This window comes from Oscillospiraceae bacterium (genome assembly GCA_025758045.1).
Classification (GTDB): domain Bacteria; phylum Bacillota; class Clostridia; order Oscillospirales; family Ruminococcaceae; genus Gemmiger.
Map to the genome: position 1 here is coordinate 2065699 of CP107208.1, position 15128 is coordinate 2080826.

Below are 15128 nucleotides of genomic sequence, written 5' to 3' on the forward strand. Positions count from 1 at the left end.
AATAAAACAAAGAAAGAGTTGATAGTTCTCTCATGGACGATGGCAGTATATTTATGATCGTCGCACTGGTGATTCTGATTGGTATGTCGGCCTTCTTCTCAGCGGCTGAAACAGCGTACAATTCGCTGAATCAGATCCGCCTGAAAAGCAAGGCTGATGATGGCGACAGGCAAGCCGCCAAGGTGCTGGGGCTGGCACAGCGTTACGACAGCCTGCTCAGCACGATCCTGATTGGAAATAATATCGTAAACATCGGTGCGTCCTCGCTTGCCACCGTATTGTTCAGCCGCCTGGTGGGCAATACCTACGGCCCTACGGTTTCCACCATTGTCATGACCCTGCTGGTCCTGACTTTTGGCGAAATCACCCCCAAAAGTATGGCAAAGGAAATGCCCGAAACCATGGCCATGGCCTTCGCGCCGGTGCTGGGCTTTCTGGTTACGATCTTTACGCCGCTTAACATGCTGTTCGGCGCCTGGAAAAACTTCCTGGCCCGCCGCTTCAATGCAGGGGAGAAGGACACCATCACCGAAGGCGAGCTGGTCACGATGGTCAGCGAAGCCGAGAAAGACGGCGAGCTGACCAATCGCGAGAGCGAGCTGATCCGCAGTGCCATTGAGTTTGATGACGTGGAAGCCCAGGACGTCCTGACGCCCCGCGTGGACGTGGTGGCCGTAGCGGACGATACCCCCATGGAGGAAGTGACCGAGCGCTTCGCCGAGAGCGGCTATTCGCGCCTTCCGGTCTACCACGAGACGATCGACAACATCATCGGCGTTGTGCATGAGAAGGATTGCTTTGCCGCGTTGCAAAAGCGGGACAACAACGTCAAACTGGAGAATCTCATCGGACCTACGCTGTACACTACCAGTGTGACCCAGATCTCCGCCTTGCTGCGCACCCTGCGGGAAAGCAAACACCATATGGCCGTGGTCGTGGATGAATACGGCGGCACCGCTGGCATCATCACGCTGGAGGACATCCTGGAAGAGCTGGTCGGCGAGATCTGGGACGAACACGATGACGTGGTGGAGGACATCCGCCATCAGACCGACGGCAGCTGGCTGGTCTCCGGCAGCGCCAGCGTGGACGATGTTGCCGAAGAGCTGGACGTCAAAGACAAGGACGAGGAAGAGATCGACGCTGTGGCCATCGGCGGCCTGGTGCAGGAAAAGCTCAGCCGCCTGCCTAAGGTAGGCGACCGCTTCACCTGGGGCCAGTTTGAGGGCACCGTCACCCGTGCCACCAACCGCCGCGTCCAGGAAGTCCGCCTGACCCCGCGCAAAGAACCCGAAGAACCTGAGCACAAAAAGTAAATATAACACAGCAAGGCTCCCGCCAGATTTTGGCGGGAGCCTTTTTTGCTGCAAATTTTAAATTAATTTGTAGAAGGACAAAGACTGTCCAATGCGGTGTGTATACTGAAAACAGAATAAGGAATCAGCTGTTATCATCCAACAGCTGAACAGCCTGTTCTACCATATCGGCAATGTGGGCAGCCTGGGTGGGTGTCAAATGCCGCATACGGTCGGTAACATGTTGGATGGCAGCGGCACAGCCGGTGCTAGCAGCAGTTGCATCTGGCTCCGTCAACAGCAGCTCCGTCAGCGTGATGCCTAGCCCATCACAGATGCGCTGTAAGGTGTTTAGTGTGGGGCTGCGCATCCCGCGTTCTACATGGCCAAGAAAGGCTGGGTTCATATCGCAGGAAAGCGCCAGCGCCTCCTGGCTCAGGCCGCGCTTCTGGCGCAGATATTTAATTTTTGCGCCAACCTCGCGCGCAAGCCGGGTATTGTCAGCCATGGGGCACACTCCTACTTTATGATAGCGTACATAATTAACTTTAAATGGATTTGTGCGTTATGGCAATTTACAAATGATAGTGGAAGTGATATCATTAAGTATGAAATAATAAGCAAAAAGATATGCGCTCTTAAAAATGTGCAGATTCCGGGCTTCTTATAGTATGTGCTTAAAATTAAGGGAGGTGCAGCTATGGCAGAATGTTTTGCAGTAAAGGCTGTGCAGGGGTACGACCCGCAGCCGGAAGAGCCGATTTTTGAAAGCATCATGCGCCAATACGGTGCTGTTGTAGCCCAGAGCCTTGTGCAATCCTTTGGGCTGGACGGTCTGCTGGTGCATGACCGCTACGGCGGTGACGTGGATACAGTGCATAATGTGTGCAATATCGGTATGGACCCGCAGATGCAGTACAAAAACGCCGCCAATGAGGCGGCGTATGCGGCACATGGGAAATATGATAACAAAGCCTACCACCATGATAAAGTGTTTGACCAGATTAAAAGAGATGCCAGAAAAACGTTTAACGAGACGGGAAAGCTGGAAGATGTTTACACAGGAGGTAATCTGTACGTAACAAAAAGCAAAAGTATTCCAGATGCTAAAATGGCAAATTTGGACCACATTATCTCGGCCAATCATATCCATGACGACAGAGGACGTGTGTTGGCGGGAGTGGATGGGAAACGTCTTGCAAATTCGGAGATAAACCTGAAGTTTACCAATGAAAAGTTGAATAAATCAAAACAGGAAACAGAAATCCCCGACTTTATCGCCGCCCATCCCGAATTGCCCGAAGACCAGAAACAGCGCATGATGGATGCCTACAATACGGCGAAAGCGGACATGGATGCCCAAATCAATCGCGCCTACTACACAAGCCCGCGTTTTGCACAGGATTTGGGCGCAGCCGCCGCAATCGTCGGCGTAGGCATGGGTGTGCGCCAGGTGCTGGGCTTCGTCTTTGCCGAAATGTGGTTTGCTGTGCAGGATGAGTTGACCGCCTGGAAAGAAAAAAATCAGGCCGACGATACCGACTTTGCGGAACTGTTCCGCCACATCGGTCAGGGCATTCAGCAGGGATACCAGCGTGCCAAGGAAAAGTATGCTGACCTGTTTCAACATTTCCTAAAAGGCACCGTGGCGGGCGCGCTGGCAAGCCTGACGACGACCCTTTGTAATATCTTCTTGACCACGGCGTCCAACACGGTGAAAATCATTCGCGAGTCCTGGGCATCGCTGGTGGAAGCGGGCGAAACCCTGTTTATCAACCCCAAGAACTACGAATTTGGCGATCGTATCCGCGCTGCGGCCAAGATCCTGGCGGTGGGCGCCAGCGTGGTGATGGGCACCGTCGTACGGGAGGCTGTCGCCAAGACGCCCTTCGGCCAACTGGCGGAAGTCGGCCCTGTGGTGCAGACCTTCTGCGCGTCGATGGTGTCGGGCATCATGAGCTGTACGCTGCTGCTGTATCTTGACCGAAGCAAGGTAATCAACAAGCTGGTGCAGGTACTCAACAATGTACATACCATTGAGACGGAGATCGACTACCTGCGCCGCTGCGCTGAAGCCTTTGAAACCTACGCCGCCGAACTGATGCGGATGACGCCGGAACACCTGCGCCAGCAGATGGCAAAGGTCGAGAGCGTGGTGGCGTCCATCCATAAAGGCATGAGCGAGACCGCGCTGAACGACGCTCTGATGAATGCCTACCGGGAACTGGACATCAAAATCCCGTGGGGAGAAGGTGATTTTGACACCTTCATGGCAGATAAGAACAACAGGCTGGTGTTTGAATAATGTTCCACTGCGACAAATGCGGCATCTGCTGCCGCAGCCTGCGGCGGTCGCCGCTGTACAGCGGCCTTGACCGGGGCGACGGCGTCTGCCGCTATCTGGATGGGAACTTGTGCAGCATTTACGCCACGCGCCCCTTGCTTTGCCGCGTGGACGAAAGCTATGAGGTGTACTTTAAAGGCAAAATGTCCAAAGAAGAGTACTACAGGCAGAATTATCTGTGCTGTGAATTATTAAAACAACAGGAGGAACTATAATATGCCGTTACCGATTATTTTGGGTATTGGAGCTATCGCTGCAGGTATCAGCGGCGTAGGCCTGGGGGTCAGTGGTGCTGCAAAGATGAGTGATGCCAAGAAGACCAGTGAAGCCGCGCAGGAGATGCACGAAGAAAGCCAGAAAAGATTTAAGAAGAAGAGCGAAGATGCAAACGAGGTAATGGACCGCCTGGGCAAAAGGGAAATGGAGATCCTGAGCAGCTTCGAGAAGTTCTCCGATATGATCGAAAAGATCCAGAACCGCCCGGATTTCAAGGAGTGCCAGATTGGCGACGTGAGTCTGCCGCAGTATAACGCCGAGGAACTGAAGCAGGTCTCCATCGGCGCGGGTGTGCTGCTGGGCGGCCTGGGTGGCGCAGCGGTTGGTACTGCGGGCGGCTTTGCAGCCGCAGGCGCTACCACAGCAGCTGTGATGGCATTAGGTACCGCGTCTACGGGAACGGCAATCGCATCTCTGACGGGCGTGGCCGCTACCAACGCAACGCTGGCCGCTTTGGGGGGCGGTGCACTGGCAGCTGGCGGCGGTGGTATGGCGCTGGGCAGCGCTGTGCTGGGCGAAGCAACGCTGGGCGTCGGCCTGCTGGTGGGTGGTGCCATCTTCGGTGTGACCGGCGGCAAAATCTCGGAAAAAGCTGACGAAGCCATGAGCCAGGCTAAGAAAGAGCAGCGCGAAGTCACGCGCATTGTTGACTATCTTGAACAGCTGATGAGACAGGCGTATTCATACAGAGTGGCGCTGGAAGAGGTAGATACCGTCTACCAGGAGCATCTCTATGATATGAAGATGATGATCAACTATAGTGAGCGTACTGATTGGCTGCAATACAACGACCGTGAAAAGCGCCTGGTGCAGAATACGGTCATGCTGGTGGGCCTGCTGTACAAGATGTGCAAGCTGCAGCTGGTCATCCCCGCCAAGACAGAAGGGGCGCTGAACCGTGTGGATATGGATGGTACTGAAAACCGCCGCAGTGATGCAAAGATGATCCTGCGAAAAATCCACGAAAGCGAAACCAAGACCGAAGAGTAAGCGCAAAAGCGTAGAAATACCTGTAATAGGAGGATGGAGCTTGGTTCTGTCCGCCTTTTGCAAATTTTTTGTAAAATCCGCCAGTATTTTTCAAACAATGGAGAACTGTGCATGTGCAAAGCGCGGAAAATGCGAAAAAACGGCAGAAAAACGCATGCCGGGGCTGATTTTACACGGGGGCTGTGATACAATACTAATAGATGTGGCGGTATGCCCGCCGCTGATGAACGGTAAAAATTTGTGATGGAAGTAAGGAGTACACACGTATGGCTGAACAAAATATTAGCCCGCGCGATTTCTTCGCCACGGAGTCTGCAATTGCTGACCTGGGTCTGATTGCCTGCCCCGGTGCCGAGGAACTGTGCAAGCTGGTAGATGGTCACCTGGTGCGCTGGGCGCGCGAGGTTGGCATGGATGTTGACACCTTCATTATCCCGTCTGATTGCCCGCGTTTCCAGTCCGGCGACGCAAAGGGCCTGGTCAAGGCTTCTACCCGTGGCGACGACCTGTATATCTTCGTCGATCCGGGCAACTACAGCGTTACCTACCAGCTGTTCGGCTATGAGAACCATCTCTCTCCCGACGACCATTTCCAGAACCTGATGCGTCTGATCCAGGCCGTTGCAGGCCGCGCCCACCGCATCAGCGTCATTATGCCCAGCCTGTACGGCGGCCGCCAGCATCGCCGCGTCAGCCGCGAGAGCCTGGACTGCGCTTTTGCGCTGCAGCAGCTGCGCGATGTCGGCGTTAAGAACATCATCACCTTTGATGCCCATGACCCCCGCGTCATGAACGCCGTCCCCACCATGAGCTTCGACAACGTCATGCCCACCTACCAGGTGCTCAAGTGCCTGTTGCATCACGTGCCTGACGTCAGCTTCCACAAGGATAACTTCATGATCGTTTCTCCCGACGAGGGCGCCATGAACCGCAACATGTACTACTCCAGCGTGCTGGGCTGCAACCTGGGCATGTTCTACAAGCGCCGCGATTACAGCCGCATCGTCAACGGTCGTAACCCCATCGTTGCCCACGAGTACCTGGGCGAGAGCGTCCAGGGCAAGGATGTCTTCATCGCTGACGACATCATTGCTTCCGGCGAGTCCATGCTGGATATTGCCTACGAGCTGAAGATGCGCGGTGCCCGCAACATCTTCACCTGCTGCACCTTCCCGCTGTTCACCGCCGGCCTGGAAAAGTTCGACAAGGCCTACCACGACGGCATCATCAAGGCTGTGCTGGGCACCAACCTGACCTACCGCAAGCCCGAGCTGCTGGACCGCGAGTGGTACTACGACGTCGACGTTTCCAAGTACACCGCTTACTTCATCGCCGCCATCAACCACGACAAGAGCGTTTCTTCCATCATCGATCCGATGACCAAGATCCGCACCCTGCTGGACAAGCACGGCATCCCCATGGGCGGCCAGCAGTAAGCGCGTACTTCGTGCGCTCAAAGAAGGGGTTCGTCGCTTGTGGCTGCGCCATGCTTCTGTACCCCTCCTTTGGATTCACCCCGCCGCAAAAAAAGCACATTTTCGCGCCTGACGACACAAAAATGCACTTTTTGGCTCTAGCGGTATCGGCATTGTCGGCGCATGTCCGCCGATGCCGATGGATTTAAAATAAATCTTGTTCGGTCCGCTTCGGCGGGCCGAATTTTGTTGCAGGGACGCACGTAATCGTATATAATAGCGTATAGATTCAAACCAAATTATAAAGCAGGGGAGAGATAGCTATGCTGCCGATCGAACAGCTGGAAAAACTTATTCAGGGCAAAAAAGTTGCCTTTATCGGTGCCGGGGTCAGCCACAAGCGCTGCATTGAGCAGTTTGTAGAACTGGGCGCGCAGGTCACGCTGTGCGACCAGAAAAAATCCATCGAGGACTTTGGCGACTACGCCGACACGCTGCGCCGCCTGAACGTGGCCCTGAGTCTGGGCGAGCATTACACCGACGGTTTCGCCGGGCAGGACATCATCATGCGCACGCCGGGTTATGAGTATTTCAAGCCCGAACTGCAGGCAGCCAAGGCCGCTGGCGCTATGGTCACCAGCGAGGTGGAGCTTTTCTTCGAGTTCTGCCCCTGTGAGATCGTGGCTGTGACCGGCTCCGACGGCAAGACCACCACTACTACGCTGATTTCCAAAATGTTTGAGGCCGCCGGCCGCAAAGTCTTTTTGGGCGGCAACATCGGCGCGGCGCTGCTGCCCCAGCTGGCCGACGTCACACCTGACGCCGTGGCCGTGGTCGAACTGTCCAGCTTCCAGCTTATCAGCATGCGCCGCAGCCCCAAGGTGGCGGTCGTCACCAACGTGACCCCCAACCATCTGGACCACCACAAGGATATGCAGGAGTACATCGATGCCAAGCGCAACATCCTGCTTTGGCAGGTGCCGCCCTGCCGTGCCGTGCTGGGCTACGAGAACGACATCACCCGCGCCATGCAGAGCGATTGCAAGGGCGAGCAGGTCTGGTTCACCCGCCTGCATGAGACCGACCGCGGCGCCTTCCTGCGCGCAAGCGATGATACGCTTTGCTATGCCGAGAACGGCGTTGTGACCCCTGTGCTGCCCCGCGCTGAGATCAAACTGCGCGGCCTGCACAACGTGGAAAACCTGCTGGCAGCCATTGCCGCCGTCTGGGGCCGCGTGCCCGTCGAGGCTATGCGCCAGGTCGGCTCCACTTTTACGGGTGTTGAGCACCGCATTGAGCCGGTTCGCGTACTGGATGGCGTTACTTACTACAACGACTCCATCGCATCCAGCCCCACGCGTACCATCGCGGGCCTGCGCAGCTTTGACCAGAAGATCATCCTGATCGCGGGCGGCTACGACAAAAAGATCCCCTACGAGCCGCTGGCCCCGGAGATCATCGCACACGTCAAGACGCTGGTGCTGATGGGCGCTACCGGCCCCCGCATCGAGAAGGCCGTGCGCGAGCATCCAGACTTTGACGAAAGCAAGCTGACTATCCTGCACGCCGACAACATGCAGCATGCCGTTGAGCTGGCCCGTAGTGCCGCCCAGCCCGGCGACGTCGTCAGCCTGTCCCCGGCGTCCGCCTCCTTTGACCTCTACCCCAACTTCGAGGTCCGCGGGCGGGATTATAAAAACATTGTGATGCAGCTTTCTTGAAAGAAAGTTGCGCAAAGAATTTTCAAACAAAATTAGCATAAAAATGCCGCCCTATGCACGATAGAACTCCACCCCACATAGGGGCGGATTCTATATCCGACCGTTTCTATGCTTTTTCCATTAAAATTCTTTTGGTTCCTTTTCTTATAAGAAAAGGAACAGAAAAGGACCACCCATGATCCAAGCCGTTACCACACCGCAGCAGCAGGCCGAGTACCGCTGGCGCATTGCCGGCAAGCCGTATTTTGAGAGCGTGCTGGGCACCCATCTGGCATTGTTCGGTGCGCACCCGGCCAGCGGGTGGATGTTCTACCTGCTGCCCGGCACGGCGGTGCTGGAATTGCGCGGCGGCAGCGGCGCTCTGTGCGGTGGCCTGCCCGACGACGAGGACACACGCGAGGAACTGCAGGGCTTCCTGCGATTCCTGCACGTCGACTGCCTGCGGTGCGAACACCCGCTGCCTGCGGCCTACGCCAACACATGGCAGTCCGGCAAACCGCTGACCCTGTGGACGCTGCCCCAGGGCCGTGCACTGCCCCTGCCAAAGCCTCCGGCGGGGAAGTGGGGCCTTACGCTGGATACTGCCCCTTCGATGCTGCCCATCAGCCGCCTGGTCTTTGCCGAGAGCGATGCCGAGGCCGACGAATTCTACTCCACCGCCTGCACGGCCCTGGCCCATGGCTATGGCACCTGCCGCGCCCTGCTGTACAATGGCAAGCCCGTCTGCACGGTAGGCTGCTATGAGCAGAGCACCCGCGAAGCCTACATGGCCGCCGGTGTCACCGCGCCGGAATGGCGGGGCAGGGGATTGGCAGGCTGGCTGATTGCCAGCCTGGCCAACGAACTGGCGGCGGAGAAGGACGTCTGTTTCCTCTGTCTGCCCCACCTCTGCGGATTTTACCAGCGACTTGGGTTTGTACAAAATGGCATGATTCAACAATATACTACAGATTGGAATACAAAATGATCGAACAATTCTACAATTTACGCCCCGACGTGTTGGAACTGGACCGAAAAGCTTTGGAACTTTGTCGTGAACCTTTCTGCCATGTGGAGGAGATCCGCGACTACAACCAGCTGAAAATGCTGCGTGCCTTCACCGATTGCGGTGTCGAGGCCCGGCACTTCTGGGGTTCCAGCGGCTACGGCGTCTGGGACGACAGCCGTAATAAGCTGGAGGAGGTCTTCGCCCGCTGCATGGGCGCCGAGGCTGCCCTTGTGCGCTCTCAGTTCATGAGCGGCACCCACACCCTGACGGTCGCCCTGTTTGGTCTGCTGCGCACCGGCGATACCCTGCTGGCCGCCACCGGCCGCCCCTACGATACGTTGGAGGGTGTCATCGGCATTGGCGAAGCAGGCAAGGGCTGCGGCACCCTGCGGGAGTACGGCGTCAACTACGACGAGTGCCCGCTTCTGCCCGACAACACCCCGGACTATGCGCTGATTGCTGAAAAAGCCAAAACGGCTACCGTTGTGCACATCCAGCGCAGCCGCGGTTACATGCAGCGCAATGCGTTCGATTTGGAGACGATCCGAAGGGTGGCCGAGACTGCCCGCAAGGCCAACCCCGATGCGGTCATCTTTGTGGATAACTGCTATGGCGAGTTCACCCAGACGCAGGAGCCTCTGGCCGCAGGCGCGGACCTGATTGCCGGCAGTTTCATCAAAAACCCCGGCGGCGGCATCACCCCCACCGGCGGCTACATTGCAGGCCGCGCCGACCTGGTGGAAAAGTGCAGCCACCGCTTTACGGCTCCCGGCATTGGCGCCGACCTGGGCTGCACCCAGGACAGCCTGCGGGATACCTTCCTGGGCTTCTACTACGCCCCCGGCGTCGTGTGCGAGGCCCTCAAGACCGCTATCTACGCCCAGTGCCTGCTGGAGCTGGTGGGGGTCAAGCCGGTGCCCCGCTACACCGACGACCACAACGACATCGTGACCTGTTTCGATTCCGGCAGTGCCGCCGCCCTCACGGGCTTCTGCGCCGGTATCCAGCACAACAGCCCGGTGGACAGCTTCGCTGACCCTGAGCCCGCTGACGAGCCCGGCTACACCGACAAGGTGGTCATGGCCTCTGGCAGCTTTACCGAGGGCAGCACCATCGAAATCAGCTGCGACGGCCCCCTGCGCACCCCCTACACCTGCTACCTGCAGGGCGGTGTCAACTTTACCGCTGGCCGCGCCGCTGTGCTTAACGCCGTGCAGAACGCCTTTTTTGCCGACTAAGCAGCATCAATAAAACAAAACGCCTGTGTGCCAGCTAAAGCACACGGGCGTTTTTTGCATATTCTGTTGAAAAATCAGCCTTTTACAAAGTCGCGCACCAAAGCCTGCAGCAGATCGTCGCGGTCAATGCGGCGGATGATGGCGCGGGCGTTTTTGTACGTGGTAATGTAAGTCGGGTCCTCCGACAGGATGTAGCCCACCAGCTGGTTAATGGGGTTGTAGCCTTTCTCTTCCAGCGCACGGTAGACCTGCAATACTGCCTGTTTGATCTCCATATCCCGGTCATCCCGGATGGAAAATACGGCAGTAGGTTCAGAGATTGCCATTCTAAAATCCCCTTTCAAAGTGCGGCCTCTCTGCAAAAGCGCACAGAATTTTCTATCATTACAGCTATTATAGCAGAGAATTGCACAACTTGCAATGCTTCTGTTCGAGAATTTTAGGCAGCTTTTTTAGGAATGGGAAAGAATTTAGTCGTTCTGTGCGCGGAACAGCTGCGGAGCGGCCTTGTAGATCAGCACGGCGGCAATGGTCGTCATGATGGTCTCGGGCAGCATGTAGCTGCCGTTGTAGGTCAGGCTGTAGGTCCAGGCGGGCAGGCCGTCGCTCAGGTTGCCCCAGATCAGCACGCCGGACAAAAAGCTGCACATAAAGCGGATGAAGCAGACGACAGCCGTACCGACGCCGACCCCCACCAGCTTGTTGCTGAAGGGCTTAGCGATGGCGCAGGCCAGGCCCAGCAGGGTAAAGGCCAGCACGTAGTCCAGCAAAATCATGCCAACCAGCGGCAGCAGGCCGGGGGCCGGCGGTGCATAGAAGCCCAGCAGCATCTGCAGCAGGCTGTTGACAAAGCCGGTGAACAGGCCCCATTTGACCCCGTGGCGGAACGAGATCATGATGAACGGCAGCATGCTGAACAGCGTGATGGAGCCGCCGTTGGGCAGGGAATAGATCTTGATGTTCGCCAGCACGGTGCCCAGCGCGATCATCAGGGCGCACTCTACCAGAGTGCGGGTCTTGGAATAGGTTTTGGACATGGTATCCACTCCTCAAAAATAGTACATAAAAACAAGAAAAAGCGCCTACAAAACATGCAGGCGCAAAACAGTACGACTATGGGTCAAACTTCCTACGCCGGCATTACCCGGATCAGGTGTAAGGTTTCCAAAATCGCAGTTGATTTCGGTCTCAGCCGAGGATGCCCCCCAGCGCCCCTGTTTTTATGTCTGCTTTCAGTATACACGAAAGACGGGCGTTGTCAAGCAAAAACTTTGGCAATACGGGGATGCGTGTAGTATAATAAAGGCAATACCGCACAATTCTAAGTGCCGATACGGCGAGCGAGGTGCGGCAGCTGCTAAGCCAAAAGCGCAGATAATACTTTGTGTATTATCGAGCATTTTGGCAACGCAGATGCCGTGCCGCAGCCGCCGAAGCGGTGCTTAAGCCGTAAGGAGGGAATTGTGCGGTGTTGCCTAAAGTAAAACACAAACGGGAGACACTGCAATGCTGAAAAATACCTGCAAAACCCTTACCGCCTGGCTGCGCCGCCACCGGGCCGCCTGCCTGGGGCTGCTGGCCGGGCTGGCGGCCCTGGGCCTGTTTGCGGCCGCACGCGGCAACCGGGCGGCCATGGATTGGTGGCTGGCCCATGTCTCGATGCCCGTCAAGCGGGGCATCTCGGCGCTGGTGGACCCGCTGCCCTTCAGTGCCTGCGAGCTGGGGGCCACCGTGCTGATCGTGGGTGCGCTGGCCTTTCTGGTCCGTGCCATCCGCCGTGCGGTTAAGGGCCAAAAAGGTGCCCTGCCCGCCTGGCTGCTGCATGTGGCGGTGCTGGTCGTCTGGGGCTATGCGGGCGTGTGCGCCCTCTGGGGCACCCAGTACTACGGTACAAGCTTTGCAGGCAGGGCAGGCATGCAGTCCCCGGCGGTCAGCGTAGGGCAGCTGGCGGCGGTGACCGACTACTTCGCCGCCCGCGTCAACGAGACAGCCGATGCCGTGCCCCGGGACGAAAGCAGTCTGTTTGCGGTGGAGAAAACCGAAATTTTGCAAAGCTGCACCGGCCTGTACACGCCGCTGCTGGAGCGCTGGCCGTTTTTGGACGGCCCCGAGCGGCACCCCAAACCGGCGGTCTACTCCAAGCTGATGAGCGCGTGGGGCTTCACCGGCTACCTTTGCCCGCTGGTGGGGGAGAGCACCCTCAACGTGGACAGCCCGGCGGTGTTCCTGCCGGTGACGGTCGCCCACGAGCTGGCCCACCAGCGGGGCGTGGCGGCGGAGCAGGAGGCTAACTTCGTCGGCGTTATGGCGGCCACAGCGGGCGGCAATGCGGCATATCAGTACTCCGGCTGGCTGTTCGGCTATCTGCATCTCTCCAACGCGCTGTACAGTGCCGACCCGGACCTGGCCCGGGCATCCTATGCCGCCCTGTGCGCCGAGGCTCAGGCCGACATGGCGGACAACAACGCCTATTGGAAGCAGTGGGAAGGCCCGGTGAAGGAGACCGGCGAAAAAGTGTACACTGCCTTTTTGCAGGGTTACGGCCAGAAATTGGGCATGCGCAGCTACGGCGCCTGCGTGGACCTGCTGGTAGAAGAATTTTTGCCCTACACAACTACTGGTGGCCTTACGGCAGAGTAACCACCATATCAGCTAAAAAACTGCCAAGATGCGGTAAATTGAACAAAATTGGAGCATCAGTTTTGGCAAAATTTACAAGTTTTTTCGCCCCTGCCCCCTTGCGGCCAGGGGATCCTTTATGGTATGATGACCATAAGCAGTAATAGAACTCTATAAAAGGAAACAGTGAGGACAGGATGTTCAGTAAGCGGAATCCCATGAAATATTTCTCCGGCAACGCCTTTGCGCGTCTGCCGCTGTACAAACTGGTGGCAGGCGGCTCGGCCGTAGTGCTCACGGCCAGCATCGGCCTGGGCGTCATGGCAGCGTCCTTCACGCCCCAGGCCCAGCCGGAACCCACCCCGGAGCCGACGGCCATCGTGGAGGCAACCCCCACCCCGACCCCAGAACCGACGGCTACGCCGGAACCGGATAAGGACCTGTACGTCGATGTGACCGTCGTGCAGCAGGACATTGGTGTGGAGCTTTATACGCTGCCGACTACCACCCCCGAAAGTGCCTCCGACAAGGATGAGGACGCCGAGGAAAAGCTGCCCCTGCTGGATGTGGCCGCCACCGTGACCCTGACTGACAAGGACGGCAAGACCACCGATTACGAGCTGGACACCAAGACCGGCACGGCCCTGGCCGAGGAGGTGGAGCCTGGCGACTACACCGTGACTGTGCAGCCCATCGAGGGGTATGTCACGCCCGAAAGCAAGACTGTAACCGTCAACGAGAAGGTCGTCTATAAGGCTGATGTGGCTGCCGTGAAAGAGAAGATCGTCCAGGCCAGCCAGGTCAACGAGAGCGCTGAGGACTCTGCCAGCAAAAACGCAGGCGCTGCCCCCATCGTCGAGGAAGTGACCGACACCGTCACCTACGCTGAGAGCGCCAAGACCGAGACCGGCAAGACCACTACATACACCGCCAAGCTGAGCAGCAGCGGCCATCTGCTGCTGTCTGACGGCACCGAGACCCCGTACCTGCCCGTTTACAAAGACGGCACCAAGGACCTGGCCGGTGCCAAGCGCGATGACAGCTATGCCGCTGCCCACAGCATGGCTGTCTGGCTACCCGGTGCAGCGGATACCATCGTGCCTCTGGCTGTTACCACCCGTGTCATCCACCATGCCGACGATAACGAGGGCATCATGGGGGTAGACGAGAACGTCGAAAGTGGTTCCTCCTCTGCCAGTGGTGACAGCGAGTCCACGCCGACCCCCACCCCGGAGCAAGAGGCAACGCCTACCCCGGAACCCGAAGCGACCGCCACCCCGGAGCCGACGGCCACGCCGGAACCCACCCCTACCGCCACCCCGGAGCCGACCGCGACCCCGACGCCTGCCCCCACGGCCACCCCGGCCCCCACGCCGGTGGATCGCACCGCAGGCTTTCCCCATGAGATCGAAGCCTCCAAGCTGGCCGGGTACGGCTTTGCCGTGACCAGCACCGAGACCGTCGAGTACCAGTACACCGGTTGGCAGAACATTGACGGCGCCACGTACTATTACGACCCCGCCACCCACCAGCCCGTTACCGGCAACCAGGTCATCCAGGGCAACGTCTACACCTTTGGTGCCGACGGTGCGCTGAACCGCACGGCCCGCGGCATTGATGTTTCCAAGTTCCAGGGCAGCATTGACTGGAACGCTGTCAAGGCCGACGGCATCACCTTTGCCATCATCCGCTGCGGCTACCGCGGCTACGGCAGCGGCGCTCTGGTCGAGGATTCCACCTACCGCGCCAACATCCGCGGCGCCATCAACGCGGGCCTGAAAGTGGGCGTCTACTTCTACAGCCAAGCCACTAACGAGGCCGAGGCCGTCGAGGAAGCCAGCATGGTGCTGAGCCTGGTCAGCGGCTACTCGCTGCCCCTGGGCGTCTACTACGATACCGAGAAAGTCGCCGGTGATACCGGCCGCGCCGATACCATCAGCGCCGCCCAGCGCACCGCCTGCGCCGTCGCATTCTGCGAGACCATCCGCAACTCCGGCTACTCTGCCGGTGTGTACTCCTATGCAAGCTGGTTCTACAACTCGCTGAACTTCGCTAACATCAGCAAGTACAACATCTGGATCGCCCAGTACCGCGACACCCTGAACTTCAGCTATAAATACAACATCTGGCAGTACACGGGCTCCGGCCACGTCAATGGCATCTCCAAGCCCGTCGATATGAACATCGGCTGACATCCATATAAACAGCAATTCCCCGGTGCGGTTTTATTCTGAACCGCACC

14 protein-coding genes and 1 riboswitch are annotated in these 15128 nt (G+C 57.9%); of the genes, 11 read left to right on the forward strand and 3 right to left on the reverse strand.

Annotated elements, in window-relative coordinates; translation table 11 throughout:
* Positions 1-32 precede the first annotated feature (32 nt).
* A complete protein-coding gene (locus OGM81_09715; GenBank protein UYJ42616.1) occupies positions 33-1316 on the forward strand; it encodes a hemolysin family protein in 1284 nt (427 codons plus the stop codon).
* A 124-nt stretch (positions 1317-1440) separates the two neighbouring features.
* Here OGM81_09715 and OGM81_09720 read toward each other — a convergent pair whose 3' ends face one another.
* Positions 1441-1803 (reverse strand): helix-turn-helix domain-containing protein, encoded by a 363-nt coding sequence (locus tag OGM81_09720; GenBank protein ID UYJ42617.1) that lies wholly within the window; start codon positions 1801-1803, stop codon positions 1441-1443.
* A gap of 192 nt (positions 1804-1995) precedes the next feature.
* Here OGM81_09720 and OGM81_09725 point away from each other — a divergent pair, with 192 nt between their 5' ends.
* The 8 genes from OGM81_09725 to OGM81_09760 all read left to right on the forward strand — a co-directional run bounded on the left by OGM81_09725 (position 1996) and on the right by OGM81_09760 (position 10267).
* Positions 1996-3600 (forward strand): hypothetical protein, encoded by a 1605-nt coding sequence (locus tag OGM81_09725; GenBank protein UYJ42618.1) that lies wholly within the window; start codon positions 1996-1998, stop codon positions 3598-3600.
* On the forward strand, positions 3600-3854 hold the full coding sequence (locus OGM81_09730) for a YkgJ family cysteine cluster protein (protein ID UYJ42619.1): 255 nt from the start codon (positions 3600-3602) through the stop codon (positions 3852-3854). The genes OGM81_09725 and OGM81_09730 overlap by 1 nt, the downstream gene beginning before the upstream one ends.
* Before the next feature lies 1 nt (position 3855).
* Entirely contained in the window at positions 3856-4905 is a 1050-nt protein-coding gene (locus OGM81_09735) for a hypothetical protein (protein UYJ42620.1), read from the forward strand.
* 40 nt (positions 4906-4945) lie between these two features.
* Positions 4946-5149: a hypothetical protein gene (locus OGM81_09740; GenBank protein ID UYJ42621.1), complete on the forward strand. Its 204-nt coding sequence runs from the start codon at positions 4946-4948 to the stop codon at positions 5147-5149.
* Between the two features lie 22 nt (positions 5150-5171).
* Positions 5172-6341, forward strand: coding sequence for a ribose-phosphate pyrophosphokinase (locus tag OGM81_09745; protein ID UYJ42622.1), 1170 nt, complete (start codon positions 5172-5174; stop codon positions 6339-6341).
* Positions 6342-6643: 302 nt separating this feature from the next.
* Complete coding sequence (gene murD / locus OGM81_09750) at positions 6644-8041, forward strand: UDP-N-acetylmuramoyl-L-alanine--D-glutamate ligase (GenBank protein ID UYJ42623.1); 1398 nt, start codon at positions 6644-6646, stop codon at positions 8039-8041.
* A 175-nt stretch (positions 8042-8216) separates the two neighbouring features.
* Positions 8217-9008, forward strand: a complete 792-nt coding sequence (locus OGM81_09755; GenBank protein ID UYJ42624.1) for a GNAT family N-acetyltransferase — start codon at positions 8217-8219, stop codon at positions 9006-9008.
* Positions 9005-10267, forward strand: coding sequence for a methionine gamma-lyase family protein (locus OGM81_09760; GenBank protein ID UYJ42625.1), 1263 nt, complete (start codon positions 9005-9007; stop codon positions 10265-10267). The genes OGM81_09755 and OGM81_09760 overlap by 4 nt, the downstream gene beginning before the upstream one ends.
* Before the next feature lie 74 nt (positions 10268-10341).
* Here the strand turns inward: OGM81_09760 and OGM81_09765 are convergent, their stop codons facing one another.
* Together OGM81_09765 and thiT are read right to left on the reverse strand one after the other, a co-directional pair.
* Complete coding sequence (locus OGM81_09765; GenBank protein UYJ42626.1) at positions 10342-10593, reverse strand: IreB family regulatory phosphoprotein; 252 nt, start codon at positions 10591-10593, stop codon at positions 10342-10344.
* A 144-nt stretch (positions 10594-10737) separates the two neighbouring features.
* Positions 10738-11304, reverse strand: a complete 567-nt coding sequence (gene thiT, locus OGM81_09770; GenBank protein UYJ42627.1) for an energy-coupled thiamine transporter ThiT — start codon at positions 11302-11304, stop codon at positions 10738-10740.
* A 72-nt stretch (positions 11305-11376) separates the two neighbouring features.
* Positions 11377-11493: riboswitch (TPP riboswitch) on the reverse strand.
* A 280-nt stretch (positions 11494-11773) separates the two neighbouring features.
* Between thiT and OGM81_09775 the strand changes: the two genes are divergently transcribed.
* Positions 11774-12907: a DUF3810 domain-containing protein gene (locus OGM81_09775; GenBank protein ID UYJ42628.1), complete on the forward strand. Its 1134-nt coding sequence runs from the start codon at positions 11774-11776 to the stop codon at positions 12905-12907.
* A 197-nt stretch (positions 12908-13104) separates the two neighbouring features.
* Positions 13105-15078 carry a GH25 family lysozyme gene (locus OGM81_09780; protein UYJ42629.1) on the forward strand — a complete coding sequence of 658 codons (1974 nt, stop codon included), beginning with the start codon at positions 13105-13107 and terminating at the stop codon, positions 15076-15078.
* Positions 15079-15128 lie beyond the last annotated feature (50 nt).